Origin of the sequence: Trabulsiella odontotermitis (assembly GCF_001188485.1) — a bacterium.
GTDB lineage: Bacteria > Pseudomonadota > Gammaproteobacteria > Enterobacterales > Enterobacteriaceae > Trabulsiella > Trabulsiella odontotermitis_A.
In genome coordinates, this window is sequence record NZ_JNGH01000119.1 from 88312 (window position 1) to 113308 (window position 24997).

A 24997-nucleotide genomic window follows, 5' to 3' on the forward strand; every position below is an offset into this window, starting at 1 on the left:
AAAAGTTGTAGCGGAAATGAAAGTTAAAGCCCATAGAGTTGCAAAAAACTGTGTAGTTACAGTTGCGTATAAGTATCGCACATTTTTTCCTGAAACTCATTTTTAAAAATGAGAAAACCTTGAATAAACTAAGGATAATCGAAAAGAGAAAATACAGCTTCATAACATCGTACTAAAACTAATTAATTAGTATTAACAACCAGTTAGTCTGTAGCAGGAATTCGTAACCTTTATCGAAACAGATAAATATTATTAAAGCTTATTAATGAGTCATTTTGACCGCAGAAACCGCGATTCAGAGATTATTATCGTTCTGTGGAGGGGGTAACCTACGATAATAAGATTTTTCCTAAAAAAATAACAGGATTTGCGAGCGGATTAACAAATTTTCTTATTTCATTAACCTGTGTTCAGGGCAAGATTTCACCCTGGAAATATCGCTGTCATGTCACAGTTGTTGTTTCGCTTTGCGAACTATCCCCCGGAAAACCGTCATAAATCTGTCACAATTAACCGAATCATGACAATAGTGAGGATGTAGGGATGAAAAAGAGCGTACTTGCCGGTGCCGTGGTCGGCGCGATGTTAATGACGACAGGCGTCCAGGCACAAACTGAGACTGACGGCTATAAGCTGCAACAGGTGCTGATCATGAGCCGCCACAACCTGCGCGCGCCGCTGGCGAATAATGGCAGCGGGCTGGGGCAGTCGAAATGGCCGGAATGGGACGTCCCGGGCGGGCAGTTGACGACGAAAGGCGGCGTGCTGGAAGTCTACATGGGTCACTACATGCGCGAATGGCTGGCGCAGCAGGGAATGGTCACCTCCGGCGAGTGTCCGGCACCGGATGCCGTTTATGCCTACGCAAACAGTCTGCAACGTACCGTGGCCACCGCGCAGTTCTTTATTTCCGGCGCGTTCCCGGGGTGTGATGTGCCGGTTCATCACCAGGAAAAAATGGGTACCATGGACCCGACCTTCAACCCGGTGATCACCGATAACTCGCCCGAGTTTAAAGAGAAAGCGCTGAAGGCGATGGAGAACGAACGGCAGAAAATGCAGCTGAATGACAGCTATCAGCTGCTGGCGCAAATCGCTGATTATCAGGATTCACCGTCCTGTAAAGAAAAAAAGGTCTGTTCACTGATTGATGCCAAAGATACGTTCAGCGCCAATTATGAAAAAGAGCCTGGCGTTGATGGCCCACTGAAAGTGGGCAACTCGTTAGTGGATGCTTTTACGTTGCAATATTATGAAGGCTTCCCGCTGGATCAGGTGGCGTGGGGCAAAATCAACACCGATGCGCAGTGGCGTGTGCTGTCGAAGCTGAAAAATGGCTATCAGGACAGCCTCTTCACCTCGCCGGAAGTGGCGCGCAACGTCTCGGCACCGCTGGTGAAATACATCGACAAGGTGCTGGTGAGCGATGCGGCGAATGCGCCGAAGATCACCGTACTGGCGGGACACGATTCTAATATTGCGTCACTGATCCGCGCGCTGGATTTCAAACCCTACCAGTTGCCGAATCAGTACGAACGTACGCCCATCGGTGGCAAAATTGTTTTCCAGCGCTGGCATGACGATAAAGCCAACCGCGATCTGATGAAAATTGAATATGTTTATCAGAGCACGGAACAGCTGCGTAATGCCCAGCCGTTAACCCTGGAAACGCCGCCGCAGCGCGTCACGCTGGCGCTGAACGGTTGCCCGGTCGATGCCAGTGGTTTCTGCCCGATGGATAAATTCAAAGAAGTAATGACGCAAGCCGTCAAATAACCCTTTCGCCCCTCTTTCTGTGAGGGGCTTTTTATTTATTATATCAATAGCTTTACGCCTGAAATTAACCTGTCAGCGCGGTACGTCTTCCGGTAATTGCCAAAATCCCCATTAGTTTTACTAAATCGTAAATTTAGAAAAGCGAAATCTGCGAGTCGAAAAACGCAGTATTCTAACTCCGGTTTTAAATATTCACTGGTGGAATGAAATTTCCTCGGTGAATGAAAACCGGGGTTTGTTTTTATATGCAAAAAGGATCTTGTATGTCTCTTATTTCTAAAGTAACCAAAGTCTCTTTCCTGGCGCTGTGCATGGCCGCAGCAGGGGCGCAAGCCGCTGACGACGGCATCACTAACGATGATGGTGGTGTAACGCTGCTGGGTCATGTGTATGCCGGTACCTGTACCGTCACCACTGATGGCCAGAGCTCAACCGACACCGTTCGCCCGGAAGTGACGATGCCGAGCGTGCTGGTCACGGATACCACTGGTGCCTCTCTGGGTGATCTGGTCGGTGACGGCTACACGCCGTTCAAAATTGAAATTTCCAACTGCGCCAGCGACACCGCGCCGGATGCGATCCAGTTTAACAAAGGGGTTTATGGATCGGATGCGGCTGATGTCAGCAGCTATAAAAACGCGTATGTCGGTATGGGCGGTACGCCGGTTGCAACGGGGGTTAACGCGGCAATCGTATTACCGTCAGCACCGACTGCCGCTGTTGAGTTCAATACGCCAATTCCGCTGGTAGAAACCTCAGCCAGCGCTACAACCGGTGCAGACTATGTGGGAAGCGTAACCGTGGGCGCGCAGTTTATTAAAACAGCTGCGACCGTCTCTTCTGGTGCGTTCCAGTCCATCGCGACCTTTGACATTGTCTACAAATAATTGATGACCTGCCCAATGCAGTTCCTGGCTGCGGCGGGCATTATATCGAGTGTATTATGAAAAAAGTCATTCTTGCTGGCGTTATCGCTGGCCTGTTCACTGCTGTTATCAGCCAGCCAGCAATGGCCGATTTAGTCCTTTCCGGCACGCGCGTGATATATCCCGCCGCCAAAAAAGACGTCACTATTCAAATGACCAATAAAGGTAAACGGCCTTTATTAGCACAATCATGGATTGACGCCGGCGACCCGTCCGCGCGTCCTGAATCTGTCGATGTGCCGTTTTATTTAACGCCGCCGGTGTCGCGTATTGATCCTGAAAAAGGGCAAACGTTGCGTCTGGTGTATAACCAACCAAAATTACCGAAAGATCGCGAAAGTATTTATTGGCTGAATGTTCTGGAAATCCCGTCAAAAGGAAAAACGACAGGCAAAGAGGCTGACAATAATACGCTACAGCTGGCTTTTCGCACCCGCATCAAAATATTTTTCCGCCCGGAAAATTTAAAACCGTTGCCGAGTGAAGCGGCGGGGAAAANNAAACTCGATTTGGGCGACACCATGCTGGCGCCATTCAGTAAAGCGGATCTGACCGCGAAGCAGTCTATCACCGGTGCGGGCTGGCAGGTGAAATACGCCGCCATTAACGACTACGGTGGTGCCGATCAAGGAGAAACGGCGCTCAAATAAGCGCCATCCTGACGGACAAAAAGACCCGACTGCGATTAAGAGAACAGCATGAAGCCACTAAAACTTTCACTCATTACGCTCTCCATTCTGATGGCCATCGCGCAGGCCAATGCGGCCGACGCCGTGGCGGATGTGAGCAGCGCTGCGCCGCAACAGACGAAAGAGACCGCGGCAGCCTCGTCAGAAGAGGAGGTCGAGTTTGATGGCGGCTTTATCAGCGGTTATGGCATCGACGTAAAGAAATTCAGTAAGGGTAACCCGGTGATCCCCGGCGAGTATCAGGTACGGTTTCTCACCAACACGCTCGATAAAGGCCAGCTTACCGTCAATTTTACCGATGACGACAAAGACGGCGACGGAGAGCCCTGTTTCACCCGCGGGTTGCTGAAAAGCGCAGGTGTCAAACTGCCGGAGTCGGTAAAAGAACAACCGGAAGCGACCTGTCTCGCGCTGCGTGACGTTATTCCCACTGCCAACTGGAAAATGGACGTCAACTCGCAGACCTTTACGTTGAACGTGCCGCAGGCCGATACCTTTATCAGCGATGACGGCACCGTTGATCCTGAACTGTGGCAAAACGGCATTAACGCACTGCTGTTGCAGTACAACCTCAACGGCTACTCGTCGCGTACTAACGATCAAACCAACCGCAACCTGAGCGGCAACTTCAACGGCGGCATCAACCTCGGCGCGTGGCGTTTTCGCTCCAGCGCCTATGCCAGCTGGAATGAAGAAGGGGGGTATGCGTTTGATACCGGCGATTACTACCTTGAGCGTGACGTCGCTTTTCTGCGCGGGCAGGTGCGGCTCGGCAGTACCTACAGCGACGGCCAACTGTTTGACTCCTTCAAGGTGAAAGGCGTGACGCTGAAAAGTGACGACCGCATGCTGCCATTCTCGAAGCAGGGTTTTTTCCCGGTGATCCGTGGCGTGGCGGAAACGAACGCCAAAGTGGTCGTTAAACAGGATAACTACGTTATTTACGAAACCACCGTTCCGCCGGGCGCGTTTGAATTTTCCAATATCCGTTCCGGCAACGTCGGTACTGACATTGACGTGGAGGTCACCGAAGCTGACGGTCGCGTCAAAACGTTTACCGTGCCGTATTCCACGTCAAGCCAGATGCTGCGCCCGGGCGTCAGCCGCTACAACGTCACCGTCGGTGAATATGACGGCGGCTATAAANCAGGGCTTAAGTAACGCCATCACCGCTTACGCCGGTTTACAGGGCACGGAACATTATTGGGCGGGTGTTCTCGGCGGCACGCTGAACACCGCAGTTGGCGCCTTCTCATTTGACGTCACCAACTCGATGACCCAGATCCCCGATGGCAAACAGTATGTCGGGCAGAGCTACAAGCTCAGCTACGACCAGTACTTCGACGTCACCCGCACCAACTTCCAGCTGGCGGCCTATCGCTACTCCACCAGCGGTTATTTCAGCCTCTCGGATGCGATGGATTACATCTACGACGATGACATGAACGATCTCTCTGACATCAGCCGTTCGCGCAATAAATTCCAGCTCAGCGTCAGCCAGACCCTGGCCGATGGCTGGGGCTCGCTGTATGCCAACGCCAGCATTGAAGACTACTGGGATTCTGACGAAGGTAAAAATACCCAGTACCAGTTTGGCTACAACAACAACTGGGGCCGCGTGTCGTACAGCCTGTCCGTATCGAAATTCAAAAACGGCTCTGACGGCAACGACGAAACCCAGTATTTCCTCAACTTATCAGTGCCGTTGAGCTGGGGCTCGGATGGCGATAGCCGCCCCTATTTCGACACCCTGAACATGAGCTATTCCACTAACGACAAACATGATTCAACAACCAGCATCGGGGCCAGCGGCTACGACGCGGACAGTGAGTTTAACTACGGCATCAACGCCAACTACAACCATTCCGGGCAACCGGGGCAAAAAGACAACTCCGCCATCAGCGGGAATGCCTCCGTGTCTACGCGCNAGCAACGAAGGCGATCAGCAGCTTTCCTTCAGCGCCAACGGCGGCGTGATCGGCCATTCCGGCGGCGTCACCTTCTCGCCAGACATCAACCTCAGCGGCCCGATGGCCCTGATTGAAGCGAAAGGGGCGGAGGGCAGCAAAGTGCAAAACGGCAGTGCGCGCATTGACGGTAACGGCTACGCCGTCGCCACCAGCCTGTCGCCATACATCGAAAACAAAGTCGGTCTCGATATCAGCACCCTGGAAACCGACACCGAACTGAAAAACACCATCAGCAGCGTGATCCCGCATGACGGTTCCGTGGTGCGCGTCAAGTTTGATACCGACGACCGCCGCTTTGTGATGTTTATCGCGAAGCGCCCGAACGGCTTGATCCCGCTTGGGGCGGGNNTACAGCAGCAGTGGCGAGCATCTCGGCTATGCCGGGCAGGGCGGCAAACTGCTGACCCGTGGTGCGACACCGGAAGATGAAATCACCGTCAGATGGGGCGAAGGCGACGACCAACAGTGCCGCTTCCGTGTCCCGGCGGAGAAGAACGCAGCTCAGGATGTGCAGGGCACCACCACCGTGGAGGGGATCACATGTCGTTAAAAACGCTGGCGCTGGTGCTGGCCATGGTGGCCTCGCCCGTGGTGATGGCCGAATCGCTGAATATGGACTTCAAAGCGCGGATCCTGGCGGAAACCTGTACGTTTTCGGAGGTCAGTAAAAACTTCGATTTCGGCACCGCTATCTTCCCACAAAACATTCTCAACAAGAATGTGACGGCGACGCATGAAATCAGCGTCAGTTCCTGTACCGCCGCGCCGCAAAATATCAAGTTTTATCTCACCCCGGTGATGGGCAGCGGCACGGCGACAGACAGCGAAAACCACACGGTACTGACCACCGAACAGAGCGACAAAGGCTTCGGCATTCTGGTGCAGATGGTGTTGACCGAGGGTTCAGGTACGGCCTCCAGCCTGACGCCGCTGCCGTTCAGCATTGACGACGCGCTGGATTTCAGTAAGCGCAGCATGAGCGGCGGCAAGATCCGCCTCGACGCCACGCTGATGCCGTTGAAAGACCGTGATTATGGCGCGGGGATCCGCATCGGGTCGTTCGCGGCCGCCGCTACGCTCAACATTGTGTACTACTGAGGGATAACCATGACGACGACACGATGGCTACCCCTCTCTTTGTGCCTGCTGGCACTGGCGGCGAAAGCGGATGAATCCGGCAATCAGATGCAGCTTTCGTTTAGCGGTCAGGTTTCCATTCCCACCTGCAAGCTGGTGATCCCGGAAAAATACCTCACCCTGCCGAGTGCGCTGGTGGGGGATTTTTCACCGCTGGCCGTGGGGGAAACTTACGGCGAAAAAGCCTTTACCGTCAGCGTCGGTGACTGCACCGGCGGGCGGGATCAAGTAAACCAGGTGCTGCTGATGTTTGCCGCGAAAAACGGCGATACCGACGCCAACTTTGCGGCGTTCAACAATCAGATTGAAGACAAAGGCGACCCGTCGGCAAAAGGCATCGCCGTGGTGATTGACGACGATCGCGATGACAGTAGCGTGCTGAGTCCTGAAGGGAAAACCAGATACATCGTTTACCCGACAGCGGAATACCCGGTGGGCAGTGAATATCACTTCACCGCCCGCTATATCAAAACAGCGAATGAGGTCAAGTCAGGCTTCTTTTATGCCGACGTGATTATTACAGCGACATATGAATAACGCAGGGAAACCGGAATGAAAAAACAACTTTATTTAATCATGGCGCTGGCCTTGTTGAATGCGGGTGGCGTGCAGGCGGCAAATACCGATTTAACGTTGACGGTCACAGCCAATATCCAGCCAGGTACCTGTTATTTTGACAGCACCGCGCTGACCTTCGATTTTGGCACCGTTTACCCGGCTGCGATTATGTCAACGGATAAAACAAAACGTCCGTATGTAGACCGTGAGGTTACCGCCGTAATGAATAATACCAGTTCTGATATGGCGGGGCGGCCTTCNNGCGATGAATTTTAAGATCGATGCAAAATCACAAGCACAAGGGGCGGATGACGAAGACGTTATTGCGCTTTCTACCGATGCGGTGCAAACGGGCACGATGGCGGCGGGGTTTGGTATTAGCGTATATCGGCTCGTCGACACGACTGAAACGCTGGTAAGTCTGAATAACGATACCGATGTGGGAGACCCTGGCGACTTTACCCTTCGTGCCAGACTGGTGCCACTTAAGGGCGCGACAGGAGCAAGCATTACGGGTGGTTACATTAACGCGCAAGCCACGCTTAGCATCAGTTATCAGTAAAGGAATGGCAATAATGAAAAAATATTCTTTTATCCTTATCGGGGCTTTGCTGGCTCCTTTCGCGACATTCGCTGGCGATGGTCAGAGTACCATCGATCTTACGTTTACCGGCACGGTAGTACAGCCGAGCTGTAAAATTGTCTTTGACAATGGTACAGCGGCGAAGACGGTGGATTTTGGCACAGTGAATGTGTCTGATCTGCGTTACTACGCGAGCGGGAGTGATGTCTTTAGCGATGGTTATAACAAATCCCTGGTATCGAGCACTTTCCAGATGCAGTTTTCGGAATGCTCAGCGGAGAATCTGGTCGCCGACAGCAATGGCAAGCTGTTCAAGATAACCATTGGTGCAGGGGCAAACTCGGCCTGGAATATGAGTAGCGATGGCAACAATTATGTTTATGGTGGGTTATCGCCGACGAGTGGCGCGACGGACTTTATGGCAAGGGTTCTGATACCGCGATATTACCCGGTGTCAGGCACAGATCCCAATAACGGATGGACGGTGTTAACCGTTTCAGGGGCGGATAAAGGGCGAAACTATACTAACTCCATTGTAGACTCTGCCCCTGTCACCTCTCTTTCCGTGAACTTTGATGACCTTGCCCCCTTAGGTCAGGGGACGTGGGCATTACCGATGAAAGTTGAACTGGGCATGAAAGACACAGGGCTGGGTCAGAATGTCGGTGCGTTCAGCATTTCGGCCGTAATGACGGTGACGTATTACTAAAGGCAATAAAGATGAAATCGCGTTTATTATTCCTGATCGCCCTCTGTGTGCTGATGCCCATCCGTTTTGCACAAGCTTATATGGTGACGTCAGACAGCACAGAGGAGCACTGCATACCCAGCACCGGCAGTGATGTTCGTGGTGGGATATATGCTGGCGCTTTAGTACAGATCCAATCCAATGCTTTTCTTAACCTTGCTGATGGACAGTATCTTACGGCAAGCGGTGCGGCAGGACATTATCACACGGATTTTGAACATAAACTTAGTCTGCGTTGCGACAACCTGGGTAAACCGCAATCCAGCGTCGTTTTCAAAGCCGAAGTTGCGGCCAGTCCTGCGCTTATATCGGTCAATAAATCATCCATTCTTAACATGGCTGGCGTGTCTCCAGATGATGAATCCCCGACGGCTACACTGGTAAGAACCAATATTCAGGGGCTTTACCAGTTAATAGTTTTAGTTCAGGATAATCCTGTCAATTTTTATGTTCCTTCTCGGGCGACATATTCTTCAACGTTCAGTCTTTCCGGTCTGAAAGGATATAACAATTATGTGGTAGATAATACTTTTCGTGGCATGCCTGAAGGGGTGACACTTATTCCTGCCGTTTCTCAGGTGCGGGTTACCATCAGTGATGATAACGAACAAAGTCATGATGGTGTAAAAGGGAAGGCCGACTACATAATAGATTTACCATCAGAATCTAAGCCTGTGGTGAAAATAACTTCGACATGCCAGTACACGCTTTCTAATAGTGGTTCAATTGATTTTGGTGATCAGCGGGTTAGTCAGGTGACGGACGACAGAAATACCACCATAAAACGCACGATGACGCTGAATATGGATAACTGTTTCGGCGTAAACAAAGTGCGAACCTATATCACCACCACCGCACCGACTGCCGAGTCCGGTCTGCTGCTGGGTAATAATGTTGCTGATGGTGCAAAAAATGTCGCCGTCGCACTGCGGGTAAATAAAGACTATAACGAAAGCGGAACAGCAGGCGATAACGCGGGCAAAGATATGTACTTCGACAGCAGTAATCCGCTGGAGTGGAATTTTGGCAATGCCTATACCGTCACGTCACTCAGCAAACATATCCCGCTTGATGTGTATCTGATGCGTAACGGCGGCGAGCCAACGCCCGGTGACTATCACACCACGGCGACGATCATGATGGATTTTATCTAAAACGTACCACGTACCATTTCATACATTAGTATCAATATCTGCTCAGCTCCTCATTCATTGAGGGGCTTTTGTTTTTTCCACCCTATAGTCTTTAACTAATCACATTAGCTGAACTTAATTGTAAATTCATAAAAAAGAATTCGGCAGGTGCTGCAACGCTGTATTATGTCTCCGGCCTTGTAATTTTATTTTCAGATAACAAAATTTTATTTCAAGTGACAGCCCTGTTCACGGAAAACATTCGTGATGTCCTGTTATTTCGTCAGCATCTTCAGCGTTTCGGTAATATTACGTGATGAAGGAATAGAGATGAAAATGCGTTTACTACTTCTTTTAGTTATCAGTGCATTACTGCCACTCCGTACGGCTCATGCGTATCTTGTGGAAGGTGACGGCAGCGACAGTTCTGCGTGTGTGCCCCTCAACGCGACGAGGGACGGCGGGCCGCATTTGGATGGTACATATACCTTTGATAGCCAAAGTTTCGCTAATTTAAGTGACAATCAGTACCTTATGGCATCTGGATCTACTATATTTGACTATTTTCCGAATCTGCAATTCTCTTACGTAAAGTCATGTACTAACCTCGGTGCTAATCAGACTGAAATTGCTGCACGAATGGAAGTGTATTCTGGCTCTGACTACATCACTGTTAATACCAATAACATTATTAACAGACCAAGCTATATCTCGGAGATTGGTGGTGGAACGTCAGGTGATGAAAATCAGGATGCGATTTTGATTAATACAAACATTCCTGGCTTATTTTATTTTCCCGTTGATTTGACCGCAGGCGGTTTTCCTCCTGTAATGAAACACAAATCTGAAGAGTACAAAAATATCCGCGGCAGGTTGGCAGGCTTTCCCGTCATCAATAATAAATTCCGGGGAATCCCCCCTGATACTGTCGTTTCATATTCACCTATTCAGTTTGTCTATACTGATGCTGATGAGCCCTCAGGGGGGCATCAAAAGGGACAGCTAATCGTCAATTTTATAGCGCCCATTAAAGCCATGGATTTTAAACTGGCTGCATCCTGCCAGTATACGTTTTCCGATAACGGCAACGTCGATTTTGGCGATCAGCGTGTCTCGCAAATTACTGACGATCGCAACACCACCATAAAACGCTCCCTGACGCTGAATATGGATAAATGCTACGGCGTCAACAAAGTCAAAACCTACATCACCACCACAGCGCCGACGGCAGAATCCGGCCTGTTATTGGGCAACAACATTGCCGATGGCGCAAAGAACGTCGCGGTCGCACTGCGGGTGAACAAGGACTATAACGAAAGCGGTCAGGCAGGCGATAACGCGGGCAAAGACATGTACTTCGACAACAGTAATCCAATGGAATGGAATTTCGGCAATGCCTATACCGTCACGCCACTGAGCAAACATATTCCGCTCGACGTCTGGCTGATGCGTAACGGCGGCGAGCCAACGCCCGGTGATTATCACGCCACGGCGACGATCATGATGGATTTTATCTGAAGCAATAAAAACCCCCCGCTTCCGGCGGGGGGAGTGTGGTTATCAGACGTTTTTACGTTCGATGGTCTGTTCGCCCCAGAAGAGCGAATCTTTGTCGGTTTTCTCAAACGCGCGGATTAAAACTTCATCGCTGCCTTCTTCCCAGATTTTCTCCGCCAGCTTTTCGTCATAGCTGGCGGCTTCAAAAATGGCTTCGGCAATTTCGGGAGAAGTGTTTCGCAAACTTGCCCATTCGCCTACGTGATGTGCCTTTGCTTCATTACTCGGCATGTTTCTCCTCCTGTGTCATGGTGTGGAAGGTTAGCGTTAGCCTTTCAGTTTCTTCGCCAGACCGGCGACGTACTCACCCTGATAACGTGCAATGGAAAGCTCTTCCTGGCTCGGCTGACGTGAACCGTCACCGCCTGCAATCGTCGTCGCGCCGTACGGCGTACCGCCGCGTACCTGGGAGACGTCAAACAATTCCTGCGCCGCGTAGCCAATCGGCACGATCACCATGCCGTGATGGGCGAGGGTGGTCCAGGTTGAGGTAATGGTTTGCTCCTGTCCGCCGCCGGTACCTGTTGAGCTAAACACGCTCGCCAGTTTGCCGTACAGCGCGCCGGAAGCCCACAGTCCGCCGGTCTGGTCGAGGAAGGTGCGCATCTGCCCTGACATGTTGCCAAAGCGGGTTGGCGTGCCGAAGATGATGGCGTCGTAGTCCGCCAGTTCCTGTGGTGTGGCAACGGGTGCGTTTTGCGATTTACCACCGGCTTTCTCGAAAACCTCGGCAGGCATGGTTTCCGGGACGCGTTTAATCACCACGTCTACACCGTCAACCTTGTTTGCCCCTTCGGCCACCGCTTTCGCCATGGTCTCAATGTGTCCGTACATGGAATAATAAAGCACCAGAATCTTTGCCATTTGCTTCACTCCTCGATTTTCATTGTTAACAGCCTGTGGCTGCCCTCCTTTAAAGATACGTCGTGTGGCTGAGAGTGCAAATTTCACAATCACTTCTTTGATTAATAACAATATTGTCAAATTTGGCTTTTGTTGTAATTTGATACATTTTCCGAAATTTGAGTTTTGGTAGTGATAAGAAACGCTTATCGATCACGAAACGGGAAAGGTCACTAAAAGGCACAGATCCTGTTGCAGAATATTTCGTTTTACTGGCTCTCCGCAGCAGGTTTACTAAGATTAGTTCCACGGCGAGGGAATACTTCTCTGCGTCGCAGGTGAAAGAATGCTCTTTTACTGAATGCAGTATGATGTCTAATGTTTTCACATAACCGGAGGTTAGTTATGGCAAACCATCGTGGTGGATCCGGCAACTTTGCCGAAGACCGTGACAGAGCATCAGAAGCAGGTCGTAAAGGTGGTCAGCACAGCGGCGGTAATTTTAAAAATGACCCGCAGCGTGCCTCTGAAGCAGGCAAAAAAGGGGGTAAAAACAGCCATGGCGGCAAGTAATTGCTGAGTGACTGTTAACGCCCCTGCCGCCGGGTAACCCCCGGCGGTTTTTTTTGTTATCCTGTCCGCGCATAACAAAAGGAGAGGGCGCATGGCGCAGGGTGCAGAGAAAAAAACCGGTAAGCGTTCACAGGCGGTGAGTGCAAAAAAGCAGGCGATTCTTAACGCGGCGCTGAATACCTTTTCGCAATATGGCATTCACGGCACCCGGCTGGAGCAGGTCGCAGAACAGGCGGGCGTGTCGAAAACCAATCTTCTCTATTATTACCCTTCCAAAGAGCAACTGTACGTCGCCGTACTGCGGCAGATCCTCGACATCTGGCTGGCGCCGCTGCGCGCGTTTCGTGAAGATTTTACCCCGCTGGTGGCGATCAAAGAGTACATCCGCCTGAAGCTCGAAGTCTCCCGCGACTACCCGCAAGCCTCCCGACTGTTCTGTCTGGAAATGCTGCAGGGCGCGCCGCTGCTGATGGGCGAACTGACCGGGGATCTGAAAACGCTGATTGACGATAAGTCGGCGATTATCGCCGGGTGGATTGCGAACGGCAAGCTGGCGCCAGTTGATCCGCACCATCTGATTTTTATGATCTGGGCGTCAACCCAGCACTACGCGGATTTCGCTACCCAGGTGGAAGCGGTGACGGGCAGTACGCTGAAAGACGAGGCGTTCTTTCAGCGTACCGTAGAAAACGTCCAGCGGATGATTATCGAAGGGATCCGCGTCCGTTAGTTGCCCGGCGGCAGCGGGCAGCTCAGGTCACCCTCTTCACACTGCAATAATGAGGCGAGAAACGCTTCGCGCTCGGCGGTTTTGTCCGCCATGCACTGGTTCGCCACCATCGGCTGGACACTGCCGCCGNCCACGCGTTCTGCGCTTTTTTCAGCAGCTCACGCTGTGCAGGCACCGCGCGCTTCAGCGCATTCTGGTAGGTTTCATTGAGTTTTTTGTCGGCGGCCTGATACTGCGCGGCCGTGCAGGTATTCAGCTCTGCCTGGGTGCCCGCGCTGGCACATTCATCAGCCAGCGCTACGGTGCTGAAGGCCAACGCCCCAATCGCAATCAATATACGTTTCATTATCATCTCCCGCTTAAATAATGAAACGTAGTATACCTGTTCTATGTTTCAATGCGCGCAGAAGAAGATCGGACGTTGCCCAACCGTGAACAGGAACCCCTTTTTGTCCTGCGGCAGAATGGAATAGGTAATGTTTTTATCAGGATAGACGTAAAAATCCGGCAGGATGTCGTCCATGATCTCGTCCGGCAATGTCTCATCATTCAACATCTTGTTGATGCTCAACGAGTGCAGGCGCACTTCGTTTTTGTTTTCCGTCCAGGTATAGGCCACTTCGCGGCGCAGCGTGCCCACCACTTTGTTGTTTTCGCTGTAGTTCCCGCTCACTGATACCACGCCGGTGTGGTTTTTCGTCGAATACATAAAATCCAGCACCAGATTCGCGCGCACGTTACCGAAATAGATCCGCACCGGCGCGGAACAGCGCTCGGGTTTGTAGATCTTCTCAACCTGAAAATTATAGTGGTAAGAGAGCGCGCCTCCTAACACCAGAAAGATAAGACAACCCAGCGTTGTCTGTGGTCTAGTCACGAGTTACCCCACGAAAATAGAGCGAAACGCAGCCAGAATCTGACGCGTCGTCATAAGGTTTCTGGCAGATCAATGCCGTCAGCGCCGGTAATGAATTCGATGACGGGAAATACACCCACGGGTATTTCTGGCAATCCAGTCCCGTTTTTATAATGGTGGCTTTGTCTTTCTGGAATGGGCTCTTATCGTCGATCTCATCCTCCCTGGAGTAGAAATGGCAGCCGTTACTGGTTTCGAACAGGGTATATTCATCAAACACCGATCTGTCGCGATAAAGTAACGTGGAGCCGTAAACGGCCAGCATGCCCAGCAAAAATGCTACGGCCATATGCAACAGAGGCCATTTGTTATCGCGCAGGATACAGATCCGACGGCGTGGCCTGGCGAGCGCTTTGACGATGCGCGCGGTGTCCGTATCGGGGCCGTCTGATACATCCTGCGGTTCGTGAAGGGCTTCCACCTGCGCGGTATTGTGGTATTCCTCCGCGCTGATGCGCACCACCTTCACGTTGCTCTCAATCTGAAAGCCCCGGCGAGATACCGTGGCCACGATCGTTTTATCCGTTTCCCCGACGGTACGCAGCCCGCGGCGGACGATGGAGATGTTCTGATAAAGGGTATTGGTCGGCACCTGCACCAGTTCGTCAGGCCACACCTTCTGAAAAAAAGTCTGATGTACCACCACGCTGTGCGCGGTCTCCAGCAGCAGCACCAGACACCGACTGGCCGGTCGGGTTAACAACACCGACAACTCCGGTTTTGTCAGTGAAGACAATTTGTTTTTTTCGGGTATGAACTCGATGTTGTCGTCGATTATCCAAAGCATACGTGTGTTACCGGCAGAGAAAATAAACTTTGGGCGAAACCCAAAGTGCGAGTAATGAAAGCGGCATCCTTTTCTGCTGACCGGCAGATTTATTAATTATTGACGCTTATCGAAACGGAAACGAACCAGGAATAACTATCAGATTAAGATTGTCGATCGCTTAACAATAATTTTAAAAACATCCTTTTGATGTAACAACCTCATTTTTCTGCGTTTTTATTACGTCCGGCAGCTATTACTTAAATCTACTTCAGACAGGTTTAGTCTTTCAATATGTAATATAAGGAAATCGTATTAAATAGGTGATTTAAGAAATAAATTCCTAGGGAAATACTTAGGATTGTCAGAATTCATGCGGAATGCTGGCTTTTGATGAAATGCAGAATATCATAAAAAATCAGGAATTGAGGTTATCCTGAGACAAGATAAATTCTCATTTTGGCGTGCGCATACCGCACGGAGTAATGGCGGGACGGAATATAACGTGGAAAAAATCGCCCGATAATAATACATTACCGGGCGAATGATTAATTACCCAATAGTCATCAGGCTGGCGTTTCCGCCTGCCGCAGCGGTGTTAATACTTAACGAGCGCTCATGATACAAACGTTCCAGCAGTAGATTGGTCTCGCCGCGGGCAAAGCCCTGCACTGACACAATCGCGCCATCACGCGCCGCCACCTGTTCGCACAGCTCACGCAACTGATCGGAATCACCGTGATAAATTACCGCGTCAAAACGCTGCGTCATCAGCGCGTCTGGCTTCGCAAAGCGAATGCGCTCGGCAACGGCTTTCGGTAGCTGTTTCACCAGCGCGCGCTGCAGCGGCTCGTCCGGCCACAGCACTTCGCTGCCGAATCCGCCACGCACAGCACGCATTCACGCGGCACGAAGGTGAGGGTGTTGCGCTCACCGGTCGGCCCCGGCAACAGACGCTGCGTCCCGGCCTGCGCCAGTTCGCCATACTGCTGACAGAGCGCGTGCAGCGCCGGGCGGTTTTCTGCCCACTGCGTCAACGCCATCAGCGGTTTTTCCAGCAGCGTTTTCAGCTGCGTATCCACTGCGTAGTCCGCATCCTGACGAGCAAGGGTTTTCGCCAGCGCCGTTTCCGGGCGGCTCGACAGCAGACGGTAAAGATACAGCGGACCGCCTGCTTTTGGCCCTGTACCTGACAGCCCTTCGCCGCCGAACGGTTGCACGCCAACCACCGCGCCCACCATGTTGCGGTTAACGTACAGGTTGCCGACGTGCGCATTGCCGGTCACCTGCGCGATGGTTTCGTCGATGCGGGTATGCACGCCGAGCGTCAGACCGTAACCGGCGGCATTAACCTGTGCCAGCAGTTTATCCAGCTCGTTGCGACGGTAGCGCACCACGTGCAGCACCGGGCCGAAGACCTCTTTTTTCATCTCTTCGAAACTGTCGAGTTCAATCAGCGTCGGCGGAACAAAGGTGCCGCTGGTCCATTCGCGGGCATCTTCGCTGCTTTCAAAGGCGGCCTGGAAGACGTTGCGGCCTTTGGCGCGCAGCGTCTGGATATGCTGTTCGATATTCGCTTTGGCTTCCGCGTCGATCACCGGGCCGATGTCCGTCGTCAGGCGGCCCGGGTTGCCCATCCGGCATTCCGCCATCGCGCCGCGCAGCATCGTCAGGGTGTGGTCGGCGACGTCTTCCTGCAGGCACAGCACGCGCAGGGCAGAGCAGCGCTGACCGGCGCTGTCGAACGCCGAGGCCAGCACGTCGATCACCACCTGTTCGGTGAGGGCGGAAGAATCCACAATCATCGCGTTCAGACCGCCGGTTTCGGCGATCAGCGGCGTCGGGCGGCCTTGCGCATCAAGACGGCTGGCGATATTACGCTGCAGCAGCGTGGCGACTTCGGTGGAGCCGGTAAACATCACGCCGCGCACGCGGTTGTCGGCGGTCAACTGCGCGCCAACGGTTTCACCGCGACCCGGCAGCAACTGGATAACCCCGGCCGGCACCCCGGCTTCGCGCAGAATGGCAACACCCTGGGCGGCAATCAGCGGCGTCTGCTCTGCCGGTTTCGCCAGTACGCTGTTACCTGCCGCCAGCGCAGCGGCAATCTGACCGGTAAAGATCGCCAGCGGGAAGTTCCACGGGCTGATACACACCACCGGGCCTAACGGACGATGCGTTTCGTTATCAAAATCGTGGCGTACCTGCCCGGCGTAATAGTGGAGGAAATCCACCGCTTCTCGCACTTCAGCAATCGCGTTACTGAACGTTTTCCCGGCTTCACGCACCAGAATACCCATCAACTGCTGCATCTGGCCTTCCATCAACACGGCGGCACGTTCGAGGATCGCGGCACGCTCTTCCGGCGGCGTGGCGAACCAGATTGGCGCGTTGCTCACCGCGCTGTTCAGTGCCTGTTCCACTTCGCTTTCGCTGGCTTCACGCACGTAACCGACCCGGTCTTTTGGCTCTGCCGGGTTAATCACTGGCGTGAGATCGCCTTCCTCAACCGGGTGTTCCAGCATCGGCAGCGCCTGCCATTTCTGCAATGCGCTGTTCAGCAACGAAGAGGAGAGGGAGGCGAGGCGGTGTTCGTTCGCCAGATCCAGCCCCGCTGAGTTGGCGCGCCCTTTGCCGTACAGATCGCGCGGCAGCGGGATTTTCGGATGCGGCAGCCCCGGCTGGCTTTCCTGCGCCGCCAGTTTTTCCACGGCGTCGACCGGATCGGCAACCAGTTCGTCCAGCGGCAGGGTGTTATCGGCGATGCGGTTCACAAACGAGGTGTTGGCGCCGTTTTCCAGCAGGCGACGTACCAGATACGCCAGCAGCGTTTCATGGGTGCCCACCGGCGCATAAATGCGGCACGGACGGTTCAGTTTGCCATCCGCCACCTTGCCCACCACCTGCTCGTACAGCGGTTCACCCATGCCGTGCAGGCACTGGAACTCATACTGTCCCGGATAGTAGTTCTGCCCTGCGAGCTGGTAAATTGCCGCCAGCGTATGGGCGTTGTGGGTGGNNCGGTGTACACCTTGCGGGTATAGACCGGATAACCTTCCAGCCCTTCCATCTGCGCGCGCTTGATTTCGCTGTCCCAGTACGCGCCTTTCACCAGACGGATCATCAGGCGGCGACGGCTGCGGGTGGCGAGGTCAATCAGGTAATCGATGACGAACGGGCAGCGTTTCTGGTACGCCTGAATGACGAAACCAATGCCGTTCCAGCCTGCCAGTTCCGGCTCAAAACAGAGTTTTTCCAGCAGGTCGAGGGAGATTTCCAGCCGGTCGGCCTCTTCGGCATCGATGTTAATACCGATGTCGTACTGGCGCGCCAGCAGGGTTAACGATTTCAGGCGCGGGTACAGCTCGTCCATCACGCGGTTGTACTGCGCGCGGCTGTAGCGCGGATGCAGCGCCGACAGCTTAATGGAAATGCCCGGGCCTTCATAAATGCCGCGGCCATTGGATGCTTTACCGATGGCGTGAATGGCCTGCTGATACGACACCATATACGCCTGCGCGTCGGCGGCGGTCAGCGCCGCTTCACCGAGCATGTCGTAGGAGTAACGGAAGCCTTTCTCTTCCAGCTTGCGGGCGTTCGCCAGCGCTTCAGCGATGGTTTCACCGGTGACGAATTGCTCACCCATCAGGCGCATCGCCATATCCACACCTTTGCGGATCAGCGGTTCGCCACTCTTACCGATAATACGGTTCAGCGAGCGCGACAGGCTGGCTTCATTATGTGTCGACACCAGTTTGCCGGTAAACAGCAGCCCCCAGGTGGCGGCATTAACGAACAGCGACGGGCTACGGCCAATGTGCGACTGCCAGTTGCCGTTGCTGATTTTGTCGCGGATCAGCGCGTCGCGGGTGGCTTTGTCAGGAATACGCAGCAGCGCTTCCGCCAGGCACATCAGCGCCACGCCTTCCTGAGAGGAGAGGGAGAACTCCTGCAGCAGGCTCTGTACCATACCGGCGCGACCGCTGGCGGTTTTCTGGTTACGCAGTTTTTCTGCCAGTTGATACGCCAGCTTGTGCGCCTGTTCGGCAACGTTCTGCGGCAGACGCGCCTGTTCGAGCAGCATCGGCACCGCATCGGTCTCGGCACGACGCCAGGCAGCGGTAATGTTCGCGCGGGTGACGGACTGCGGCAGGATCTGCTCGGCAAATTCAAGGAACGGCTGATGGGTTTCATCAACCGGAACCACCGCCTCTTCGCCTTCGTTGGCGGCGCCAGAGAGCAGCGCAGGCAGTTCCGGCAGGGCATCGTCGTTATCCAGTCTTTCCAGATAGTTAAAAATCGCCTGCTTAATTAACCAGTGCGGCGTGCGGTCGATTCGGGTCGCGGCGGCCTTAATGCGCTCGCGCGTGGCGTCGTCAAGCTTAACCCCCATGGTGGTGGTGCCCATGCCATTCACTCCTGTGTTTGTTCGGTATCTACTTTTATTTGGTTACGCAGAAATATCTATCATGTTGCAACTTTGTGCAACCTTGTTAATTGTGACCTGAGTAGCAAGCTCAAAAATGAATTAATTGTTAATAAAAGACGAGGGATAAAAATTGGAAAGAATAAAACGCAAATCGTTTCCATGCGCTGCTTAACAAAAATAAAAGGTGCAACCAATGAAACTGTGAGCGAGTGCAACCTATGGAAATTTTACATAAAGAGCAGGGTGTCATCGTTGTAAATGATGTGTTAAATCGTTTGTGAAATTTCAACGCTTCCGTCAGGATACTGTCCCCCTGGCAGTCACAGTACCATCACCCCGTTCCGGTGGTGGAACATAACGGCGAATAAAAAGAGCTCTGGAGAGTTTTAATGGCTATTAGTACACCGATGCTGGTGACGTTTTGCGTCTATATCTTTGGCATGATCTTAATCGGGTTTATCGCATGGCGTTCCACGAAAAACTTTGATGACTATATTCTTGGCGGCCGCAGCCTGGGGCCCTTCGTCACGGCATTATCGGCGGGTGCGTCGGACATGAGTGGCTGGCTGCTGATGGGCCTGCCGGGCGCGATTTTTATCTCCGGGATCTCCGAAAGCTGGATTGCCATCGGCCTGACGGTCGGGGCGTGGATCAACTGGAAACTGGTGGCTGGTCGCCTGCGTGTCCACACCGAAGTGAACAACAATGCCCTGACGCTGCCGGACTATTTCACCGGTCGTTTTGAAGATACCAGCCGCGTGCTGCGTATCATCTCCGCGCTGGTCATTCTGCTGTTCTTCACCATCTACTGTGCTTCCGGGATTGTCGCCGGTGCGCGTCTGTTCGAAAGCACTTTCGGGATGAGCTATGAAACCGCGCTGTGGGCCGGTGCGGCGGCCACCATCATTTATACCTTCATTGGCGGCTTCCTGGCGGTCAGCTGGNNTGATCCTCACCCCGGTCATCGTTATTCTTACCGTGGGCGGTTTCGGTGATTCGCTGGAAGTGATCAAACAGAAAAGCATTGAAAACGTCGACATGCTGAAAGGACTGAACGTCGTTGCCATCATTTCGCTGATGGGCTGGGGTCTGGGTTATTTCGGGCAGCCGCATATTCTGGCGCGCTTTATGGCGGCAGATTCGCACCACAGCATTGTGCATGCGCGTCGCATCAGTATGACCTGGATGATCCTGTGCCTGGCGGGCGCAGTGGCGGGGCGGNCGCAGTGAACCAGAACGCCGAACGCGTGTTCATCGAACTGGCACAGATTCTGTTTAACCCGTGGATTGCCGGTATTCTGCTGTCGGCGATTCTGGCGGCGGTAATGTCCACCCTGAGCTGTCAGCTGCTGGTCTGCTCCAGCGCCATTACGGAAGATCTCTACAAAGCGTTCCTGCGTAAAGGCGCGAGCCAGACAGAACTGGTATGGGTAGGGCGCTTTATGGTGCTGGCCGTCGCACTGGTGGCGATTGCCCTGGCCGCCAACCCGGAAAACCGCGTCCTTGGTCTGGTCAGCTACGCCTGGGCGGGCTTTGGTGCGGCGTTTGGCCCGGTGGTGCTGTTCTCCGTACTGTGGTCACGCATGACCCGTAACGGCGCGCTGGCCGGAATGGTCATCGGCGCGGTCACCGTGATTGTCTGGAAACAGTTCGGCTGGCTGGATCTGTATGAAATTATCCCGGGCTTTATTTTCGGCAGCCTCGGCATCATCATCTTCAGTCTGCTGGGCAAAGCGCCGTCTGCCGCTATGCAGCAGCGTTTCGCAGAAGCCGATGCGCATTACCACTCTGCGCCGCCGTCGCGTTTACAGGCGGAATAAGCGACTGAAAAACCATCCTGAGTCCGGCTTTCGGGCTCAGGAATTCCTCTCCTGAATCCATTCCCCGCTCACTTTTTACATCCTGTCATTAATCTCACGACATTTTGCTTGTGTTTATTTCTGGCGTAATGATAATCGCAATCACTAAGATTTACTTTTCTTTGCACCAACTGACCGTGATTCACATTTAAGGATGTCGGCATGTTTGTTCCATTTCTCATTATGTTACGTGAAGGACTTGAGGCGGCGCTTATCGTCAGCCTGATCGCCAGTTATCTGAAGCGCACCCAACGCGGGCGCTGGATTGGCGTGATGTGGATCGGTGTGGTACTGGCCGCGGCGCTGTGCCTCGGGTTAGGCATCTTCATCAACGAAACCACCGGTGAGTTCCCGCAGAAAGAGCAGGAGCTGTTTGAAGGGCTGGTGGCGCTGGTCGCGGTGGTCATTCTGACGTGGATGGTGTTCTGGATGCGCAAAGTCTCACGCAACGTAAAACAGCAGCTGGAACAGGCGGTGGATAACGCGCTGCAACGCGGTAATCACCACGGCTGGGCGCTGATCCTGATGGTCTTTTTCGCTGTTGCGCGCGAAGGGCTGGAGTCGGTGTTCTTCCTGCTGGCGGCGTTCCAGCAGGATGTCGGCATCTGGCCGCCGCTGGGCGCGGTGCTTGGGCTGGCGACGGCGGTGGTACTCGGTTTCCTGCTGTACTGGGGCGGCATCCGGCTGAACCTTGGGGCGTTTTTCAAATGGACCAGCTTGTTTATCCTGCTGGTGGCGGCAGGGCTGGCGGCAGGAGCGATACGCGCCTTCCACGAAGCCGGGTTGTGGAACAACTTCCAGCAGGTGGCGTTTGATTTCAGCAACGTGCTGACCACCCATTCGCTGTTTGGCACGCTATTGGAGGGCATTTTCGGCTATCAGGAAGCGCCGAGCGTCAGCGAAGTGGCGGGTTTCTTTTTTTTTCNNCTATTTAGTTACAACATACTTATTGAAAGGGATAGGTCATGACAACTAACTTCCGCCGTAGTGCGCTGCAAGTGGGTATTGCTGCGCTGTTCGCTTCTGCTTTTGCCGCTCAGGCTGCGGATATTCCGCAGGTAAAAGTCACCGTTAACGATAAACAGTGCGAACCGATGAGCATCACGGTCAACGCCGGGAAAACCCAGTTCATCATTCAGAACCACAGTCAGAAAGCGCTGGAGTGGGAAATCCTCAAAGGCGTGATGGTGGTGGAAGAGCGTGAAAACATCGCCCCGGGGTTCACCCAGAAAATGACCGCCAACCTGCAGCCTGGCGAATATGACATGACTTGCGGCCTGCTGACCAACCCGAAAGGCAAGCTGATTGTCAAAGGCGAAGCGACCGCCGCTGACGCCGCCAAAGCCAATGCCGTGCTGAGCCTTGGGGACGCCATCACCCGTTATAAAACCTACGTCACCGCCGAAACCGCAGAGCTGGTGAAAGGCACTAAAGCCTTTACCGATGCGGTGAAAGCCGGAGACATCGAAAAAGCAAAAGCGCTGTACGCACCGACCCGTCAGCATTACGAGCGCATCGAACCGATCGCCGAGCTGTTCTCTGACCTCGATGGCAGCATCGATGCCCGTGAAGACGATTACGAACAGAAAGCAGACGACCCGAAATTCACCGGTTTCCACCGTCTCGAAAAAGCCCTGTTTGGCGACAAGACCACCAAAGGGATGGAACAGTATGCCGATCAGTTGAACACCGACGTGCTTGAACTGCAAAAACGCATCAGCGAACTGGCGTTCCCGCCGTCAAAAGTGGTGGGCGGCGCGGCCGGGCTGATTGAAGAAGTGGCGGGCNAAAATCAGCGGCGAAGAAGATCGTTACAGCCACACCGACCTGTGGGATTTCCAGGCCAACATCGACGGCGCACAGAAAATTGTCGACCTGCTGCGTCCGCAGCTGCAAAAAGAGAACAGTGCGCTGCTGGCGAAAGTCGACGCCAACTTCAAAAAGGTTGACGCCATCCTGATGAAATACCGCACCAAAGACGGTTATGAAACTTACGACAAGCTGACCAATGCTGATCGCAACGCGCTGAAAGGGCCGATCACCACGCTGGCGGAAGACCTGGCACAGCTGCGCGGGATCCTGGGACTGGACTAAGCATCATGGCAGAACAAAAGCATGACGACGTGAACGAACCGTCACGCCGCCGTTTACTCAAAGGTATCGGTGCGCTGGGAGGCGCGCTGGCCATCAGCGGCGGGGGGCCGGGGGTCGCCCATGCGGCAAAACCGCAAAGTGCGCCGGGTACCGTGTCGCCGGATGCACGTATGGAAACGCAGCCGTTCTATGGTCTTCATCAGTCAGGCGTGCTGACGCCGCAGCAGGCCTCGATGATGCTGGTGGCGTTTGATGTGTTGGCCAGTGACAAAGCCGATCTTGAGCGGCTGTTTCGTTTGCTCACGCAGCGTATTGCCTTTCTGACCACTGGCGGGCCCGCACCNGTACATCGCACCGGATAACCTGACGATCACCGTATCGGTAGGAGATTCGCTGTTCGACGAACGGTTTGGCCTCGCCGGCAAGGCACCGAAAAAGCTGCAGAAAATGACGCGCTTTCCGAATGACTCACTGGATGCCTCGCTGTGCCACGGCGACCTGCTGTTGCAGATCTGCGCCAATACGCAGGACACGGTGATCCACGCGCTGCGTGACATTATCAAGCACTCGCCGGATCTGTTGAGCGTGCGCTGGAAGCGGGAAGGGTTTATCTCTGACCACGCGGCGCGCAGCAAAGGCAAAGAGACGCCAGTGAACCTGCTGGGCTTTAAGGATGGCACCGCGAACCCTGACAGTACCGATACGCCGCTGATGGATAACATTGTCTGGGTCACGGACGATCAGGGCGAACCCGCGTGGGCGGTGGGCGGCACCTATCAGGCCGTGCGTATCATTCAGTTCCACGTCGAGTTCTGGGATCGTACGCCGCTCAAAGAGCAGCAGACGATTTTTGGACGTGACAAACAGAGTGGGGCGCCGCTGGGGATGCAGCATGAGCACGACGTCCCGGACTACAGTAAAGATCCAAACGGCGAGGTGATTGCGCTGGACAGCCATATTCGTCTGGCGAACCCGCGGACGCCGGAAACCGAGTCCAGCCTGATGATGCGCCGGGGTTACAGCTACTCCCTCGGTGCGACAAACTCCGGCCAGCTCGACATGGGGTTGCTTTTCGTCTGTTATCAGCACGATTTGGAAAAGGGTTTCCTGACAGTGCAGAAAAGACTCAACGGCGAGGCGCTGGAAGAGTACATCAAACCGATAGGCGGCGGATTTTTCTTTGTACTGCCCGCCGCGAAAGACAAGCACCACTACCTTGGCGAAACACTGCTAAGTGCCTGATAAACAACCTGCCCGCAGGGCAGGTTGCATTCTTTTGTAGACAAGAAATACTTTTTAAGCTTATTGTTTTTTGTGCGCATAATTCAATTATCAATAATTCGATATTTTTTCTGATTCCAAACTATTGATATATTTCTGTAATATAAATGCCAGATACTTTCCCGAACTGCTCGGGAAGCTGAACGTTATGTTCAAGTAAAAAATATGTTGCACTAATGATAATTTGTGATGTACTTATTGACATAAGCGGTAGTTCCCGACAGTGATGTAGTTTCACGATGGAGATCGCTAATGGTAGCGTCCTGTACTGGACAGGTCAGAAAAGTAACAACCCGCAACACCCAGCGCGGAGGCTCAGACTCCGGCAGCGACTTCTTCACCCCTGAATTTTCCTTATTCTCTACAGCAAATGCATTCACCGGTGTGGTTCATGGTGCATGGCATCGTGCGCTTACACTATTTCCAGCA

General features: G+C 53.4%; 18 protein-coding genes and 6 pseudogenes. 18 read left to right on the forward strand and 6 right to left on the reverse strand.

Going from position 1 to position 24997, the window contains the following annotated elements:
- Positions 1-543: 543 nt before the first annotated feature.
- The 12 genes and pseudogenes from agp (at position 544) to GM30_RS21240 (ending at position 11038) form a co-directional block, all read left to right on the forward strand.
- A complete protein-coding gene (gene agp, locus GM30_RS21180; RefSeq protein WP_049850204.1) occupies positions 544-1776 on the forward strand; it encodes a bifunctional glucose-1-phosphatase/inositol phosphatase in 1233 nt (410 codons plus the stop codon).
- A gap of 263 nt (positions 1777-2039) precedes the next feature.
- A complete protein-coding gene (locus GM30_RS21185) occupies positions 2040-2663 on the forward strand; it encodes a fimbrial protein (RefSeq protein ID WP_049850205.1) in 624 nt (207 codons plus the stop codon).
- A gap of 122 nt (positions 2664-2785) precedes the next feature.
- The gene (locus tag GM30_RS21190) at positions 2786-3352 is read left to right on the forward strand and encodes a fimbria/pilus periplasmic chaperone (RefSeq protein ID WP_476691231.1); all 567 of its coding nucleotides are present in this window, start codon (positions 2786-2788) and stop codon (positions 3350-3352) included.
- A gap of 90 nt (positions 3353-3442) precedes the next feature.
- A pseudogene (locus tag GM30_RS27470) lies at positions 3443-5435 on the forward strand (fimbria/pilus outer membrane usher protein).
- Positions 5365-5790, forward strand: coding sequence for a fimbria/pilus outer membrane usher protein (locus GM30_RS27645; RefSeq protein ID WP_193391796.1), 426 nt, complete (start codon positions 5365-5367; stop codon positions 5788-5790). Before GM30_RS27470 ends, GM30_RS27645 begins: the two are co-directional and overlap by 71 nt.
- On the forward strand, positions 5699-5911 hold the full coding sequence (locus GM30_RS28080; protein ID WP_072094206.1) for a FimD/PapC C-terminal domain-containing protein: 213 nt from the start codon (positions 5699-5701) through the stop codon (positions 5909-5911). Before GM30_RS27645 ends, GM30_RS28080 begins: the two co-directional genes overlap by 92 nt.
- Positions 5902-6459, forward strand: a complete 558-nt coding sequence (locus tag GM30_RS21210) for a fimbrial protein (protein WP_049850210.1) — start codon at positions 5902-5904, stop codon at positions 6457-6459. The genes GM30_RS28080 and GM30_RS21210 overlap by 10 nt, the downstream gene beginning before the upstream one ends.
- Positions 6460-6468: 9 nt before the next feature.
- Positions 6469-7035: a fimbrial protein gene (locus GM30_RS21215; RefSeq protein ID WP_080993481.1), complete on the forward strand. Its 567-nt coding sequence runs from the start codon at positions 6469-6471 to the stop codon at positions 7033-7035.
- Between the two features lie 286 nt (positions 7036-7321).
- Complete coding sequence (locus GM30_RS21225; protein ID WP_049850213.1) at positions 7322-7618, forward strand: fimbrial protein; 297 nt, start codon at positions 7322-7324, stop codon at positions 7616-7618.
- 13 nt (positions 7619-7631) lie between these two features.
- A complete protein-coding gene (locus GM30_RS21230; RefSeq protein WP_049850214.1) occupies positions 7632-8348 on the forward strand; it encodes a fimbrial protein in 717 nt (238 codons plus the stop codon).
- 11 nt (positions 8349-8359) lie between these two features.
- A complete protein-coding gene (locus tag GM30_RS25135) occupies positions 8360-9541 on the forward strand; it encodes a fimbrial protein (protein WP_072094207.1) in 1182 nt (393 codons plus the stop codon).
- A gap of 309 nt (positions 9542-9850) precedes the next feature.
- Positions 9851-11038, forward strand: a complete 1188-nt coding sequence (locus GM30_RS21240; protein WP_162213007.1) for a fimbrial protein — start codon at positions 9851-9853, stop codon at positions 11036-11038.
- A gap of 42 nt (positions 11039-11080) precedes the next feature.
- On the opposite strand, the gene GM30_RS21245 is transcribed toward GM30_RS21240, so the two are convergent.
- Positions 11081-11308, reverse strand: coding sequence for a YccJ family protein (locus GM30_RS21245; protein ID WP_049850217.1), 228 nt, complete (start codon positions 11306-11308; stop codon positions 11081-11083).
- 36 nt (positions 11309-11344) lie between these two features.
- Positions 11345-11941 (reverse strand): NAD(P)H:quinone oxidoreductase, encoded by a 597-nt coding sequence (gene wrbA, locus GM30_RS21250; RefSeq protein ID WP_049850218.1) that lies wholly within the window; start codon positions 11939-11941, stop codon positions 11345-11347.
- A 384-nt stretch (positions 11942-12325) separates the two neighbouring features.
- Between wrbA and GM30_RS21255 the strand changes: the two genes are divergently transcribed.
- Together GM30_RS21255 and rutR are read left to right on the forward strand one after the other, a co-directional pair.
- Positions 12326-12493 carry a con-10 family general stress protein gene (locus GM30_RS21255; RefSeq protein ID WP_038154555.1) on the forward strand — a complete coding sequence of 56 codons (168 nt, stop codon included), beginning with the start codon at positions 12326-12328 and terminating at the stop codon, positions 12491-12493.
- A gap of 91 nt (positions 12494-12584) precedes the next feature.
- Entirely contained in the window at positions 12585-13223 is a 639-nt protein-coding gene (gene rutR / locus GM30_RS21260) for an HTH-type transcriptional regulator RutR (RefSeq protein ID WP_049850219.1), read from the forward strand.
- On the opposite strand, the pseudogene GM30_RS21265 reads toward rutR, so the two are convergent.
- The 4 genes and pseudogenes from GM30_RS21265 to putA all read right to left on the reverse strand — a co-directional run bounded on the left by GM30_RS21265 (position 13220) and on the right by putA (position 19313).
- A pseudogene (locus GM30_RS21265) lies at positions 13220-13569 on the reverse strand (lysozyme inhibitor LprI family protein). The gene rutR and the pseudogene GM30_RS21265 sit on opposite strands and share 4 nt — an antisense overlap.
- 48 nt (positions 13570-13617) lie before the next feature.
- The gene (locus GM30_RS21270) at positions 13618-14100 is read right to left on the reverse strand and encodes a hypothetical protein (RefSeq protein WP_049850220.1); all 483 of its coding nucleotides are present in this window, start codon (positions 14098-14100) and stop codon (positions 13618-13620) included.
- On the reverse strand, positions 14093-14926 hold the full coding sequence (locus GM30_RS21275) for a winged helix-turn-helix domain-containing protein (protein ID WP_049850221.1): 834 nt from the start codon (positions 14924-14926) through the stop codon (positions 14093-14095). The genes GM30_RS21270 and GM30_RS21275 overlap by 8 nt, the downstream gene beginning before the upstream one ends.
- Before the next feature lie 531 nt (positions 14927-15457).
- A pseudogene (gene putA, locus GM30_RS25760) lies at positions 15458-19313 on the reverse strand (trifunctional transcriptional regulator/proline dehydrogenase/L-glutamate gamma-semialdehyde dehydrogenase).
- 410 nt (positions 19314-19723) lie between these two features.
- On the opposite strand from putA, the pseudogene putP reads away from it, so the two are divergent.
- The 4 genes and pseudogenes from putP to efeB all read left to right on the forward strand — a co-directional run bounded on the left by putP (position 19724) and on the right by efeB (position 24529).
- Positions 19724-21154: pseudogene (gene putP / locus GM30_RS26450) on the forward strand (sodium/proline symporter PutP).
- A 201-nt stretch (positions 21155-21355) separates the two neighbouring features.
- A complete protein-coding gene (efeU, locus tag GM30_RS21290; protein ID WP_049850222.1) occupies positions 21356-22162 on the forward strand; it encodes an iron uptake transporter permease EfeU in 807 nt (268 codons plus the stop codon).
- Positions 22159-23287: pseudogene (efeO, locus tag GM30_RS21295) on the forward strand (iron uptake system protein EfeO). Before efeU ends, efeO begins: the two are co-directional and overlap by 4 nt.
- A 5-nt stretch (positions 23288-23292) precedes the next feature.
- Positions 23293-24529 (forward strand): annotated as a pseudogene (gene efeB / locus GM30_RS21300) (iron uptake transporter deferrochelatase/peroxidase subunit).
- The last annotated feature ends 468 nt before the right edge of the window (positions 24530-24997 follow it).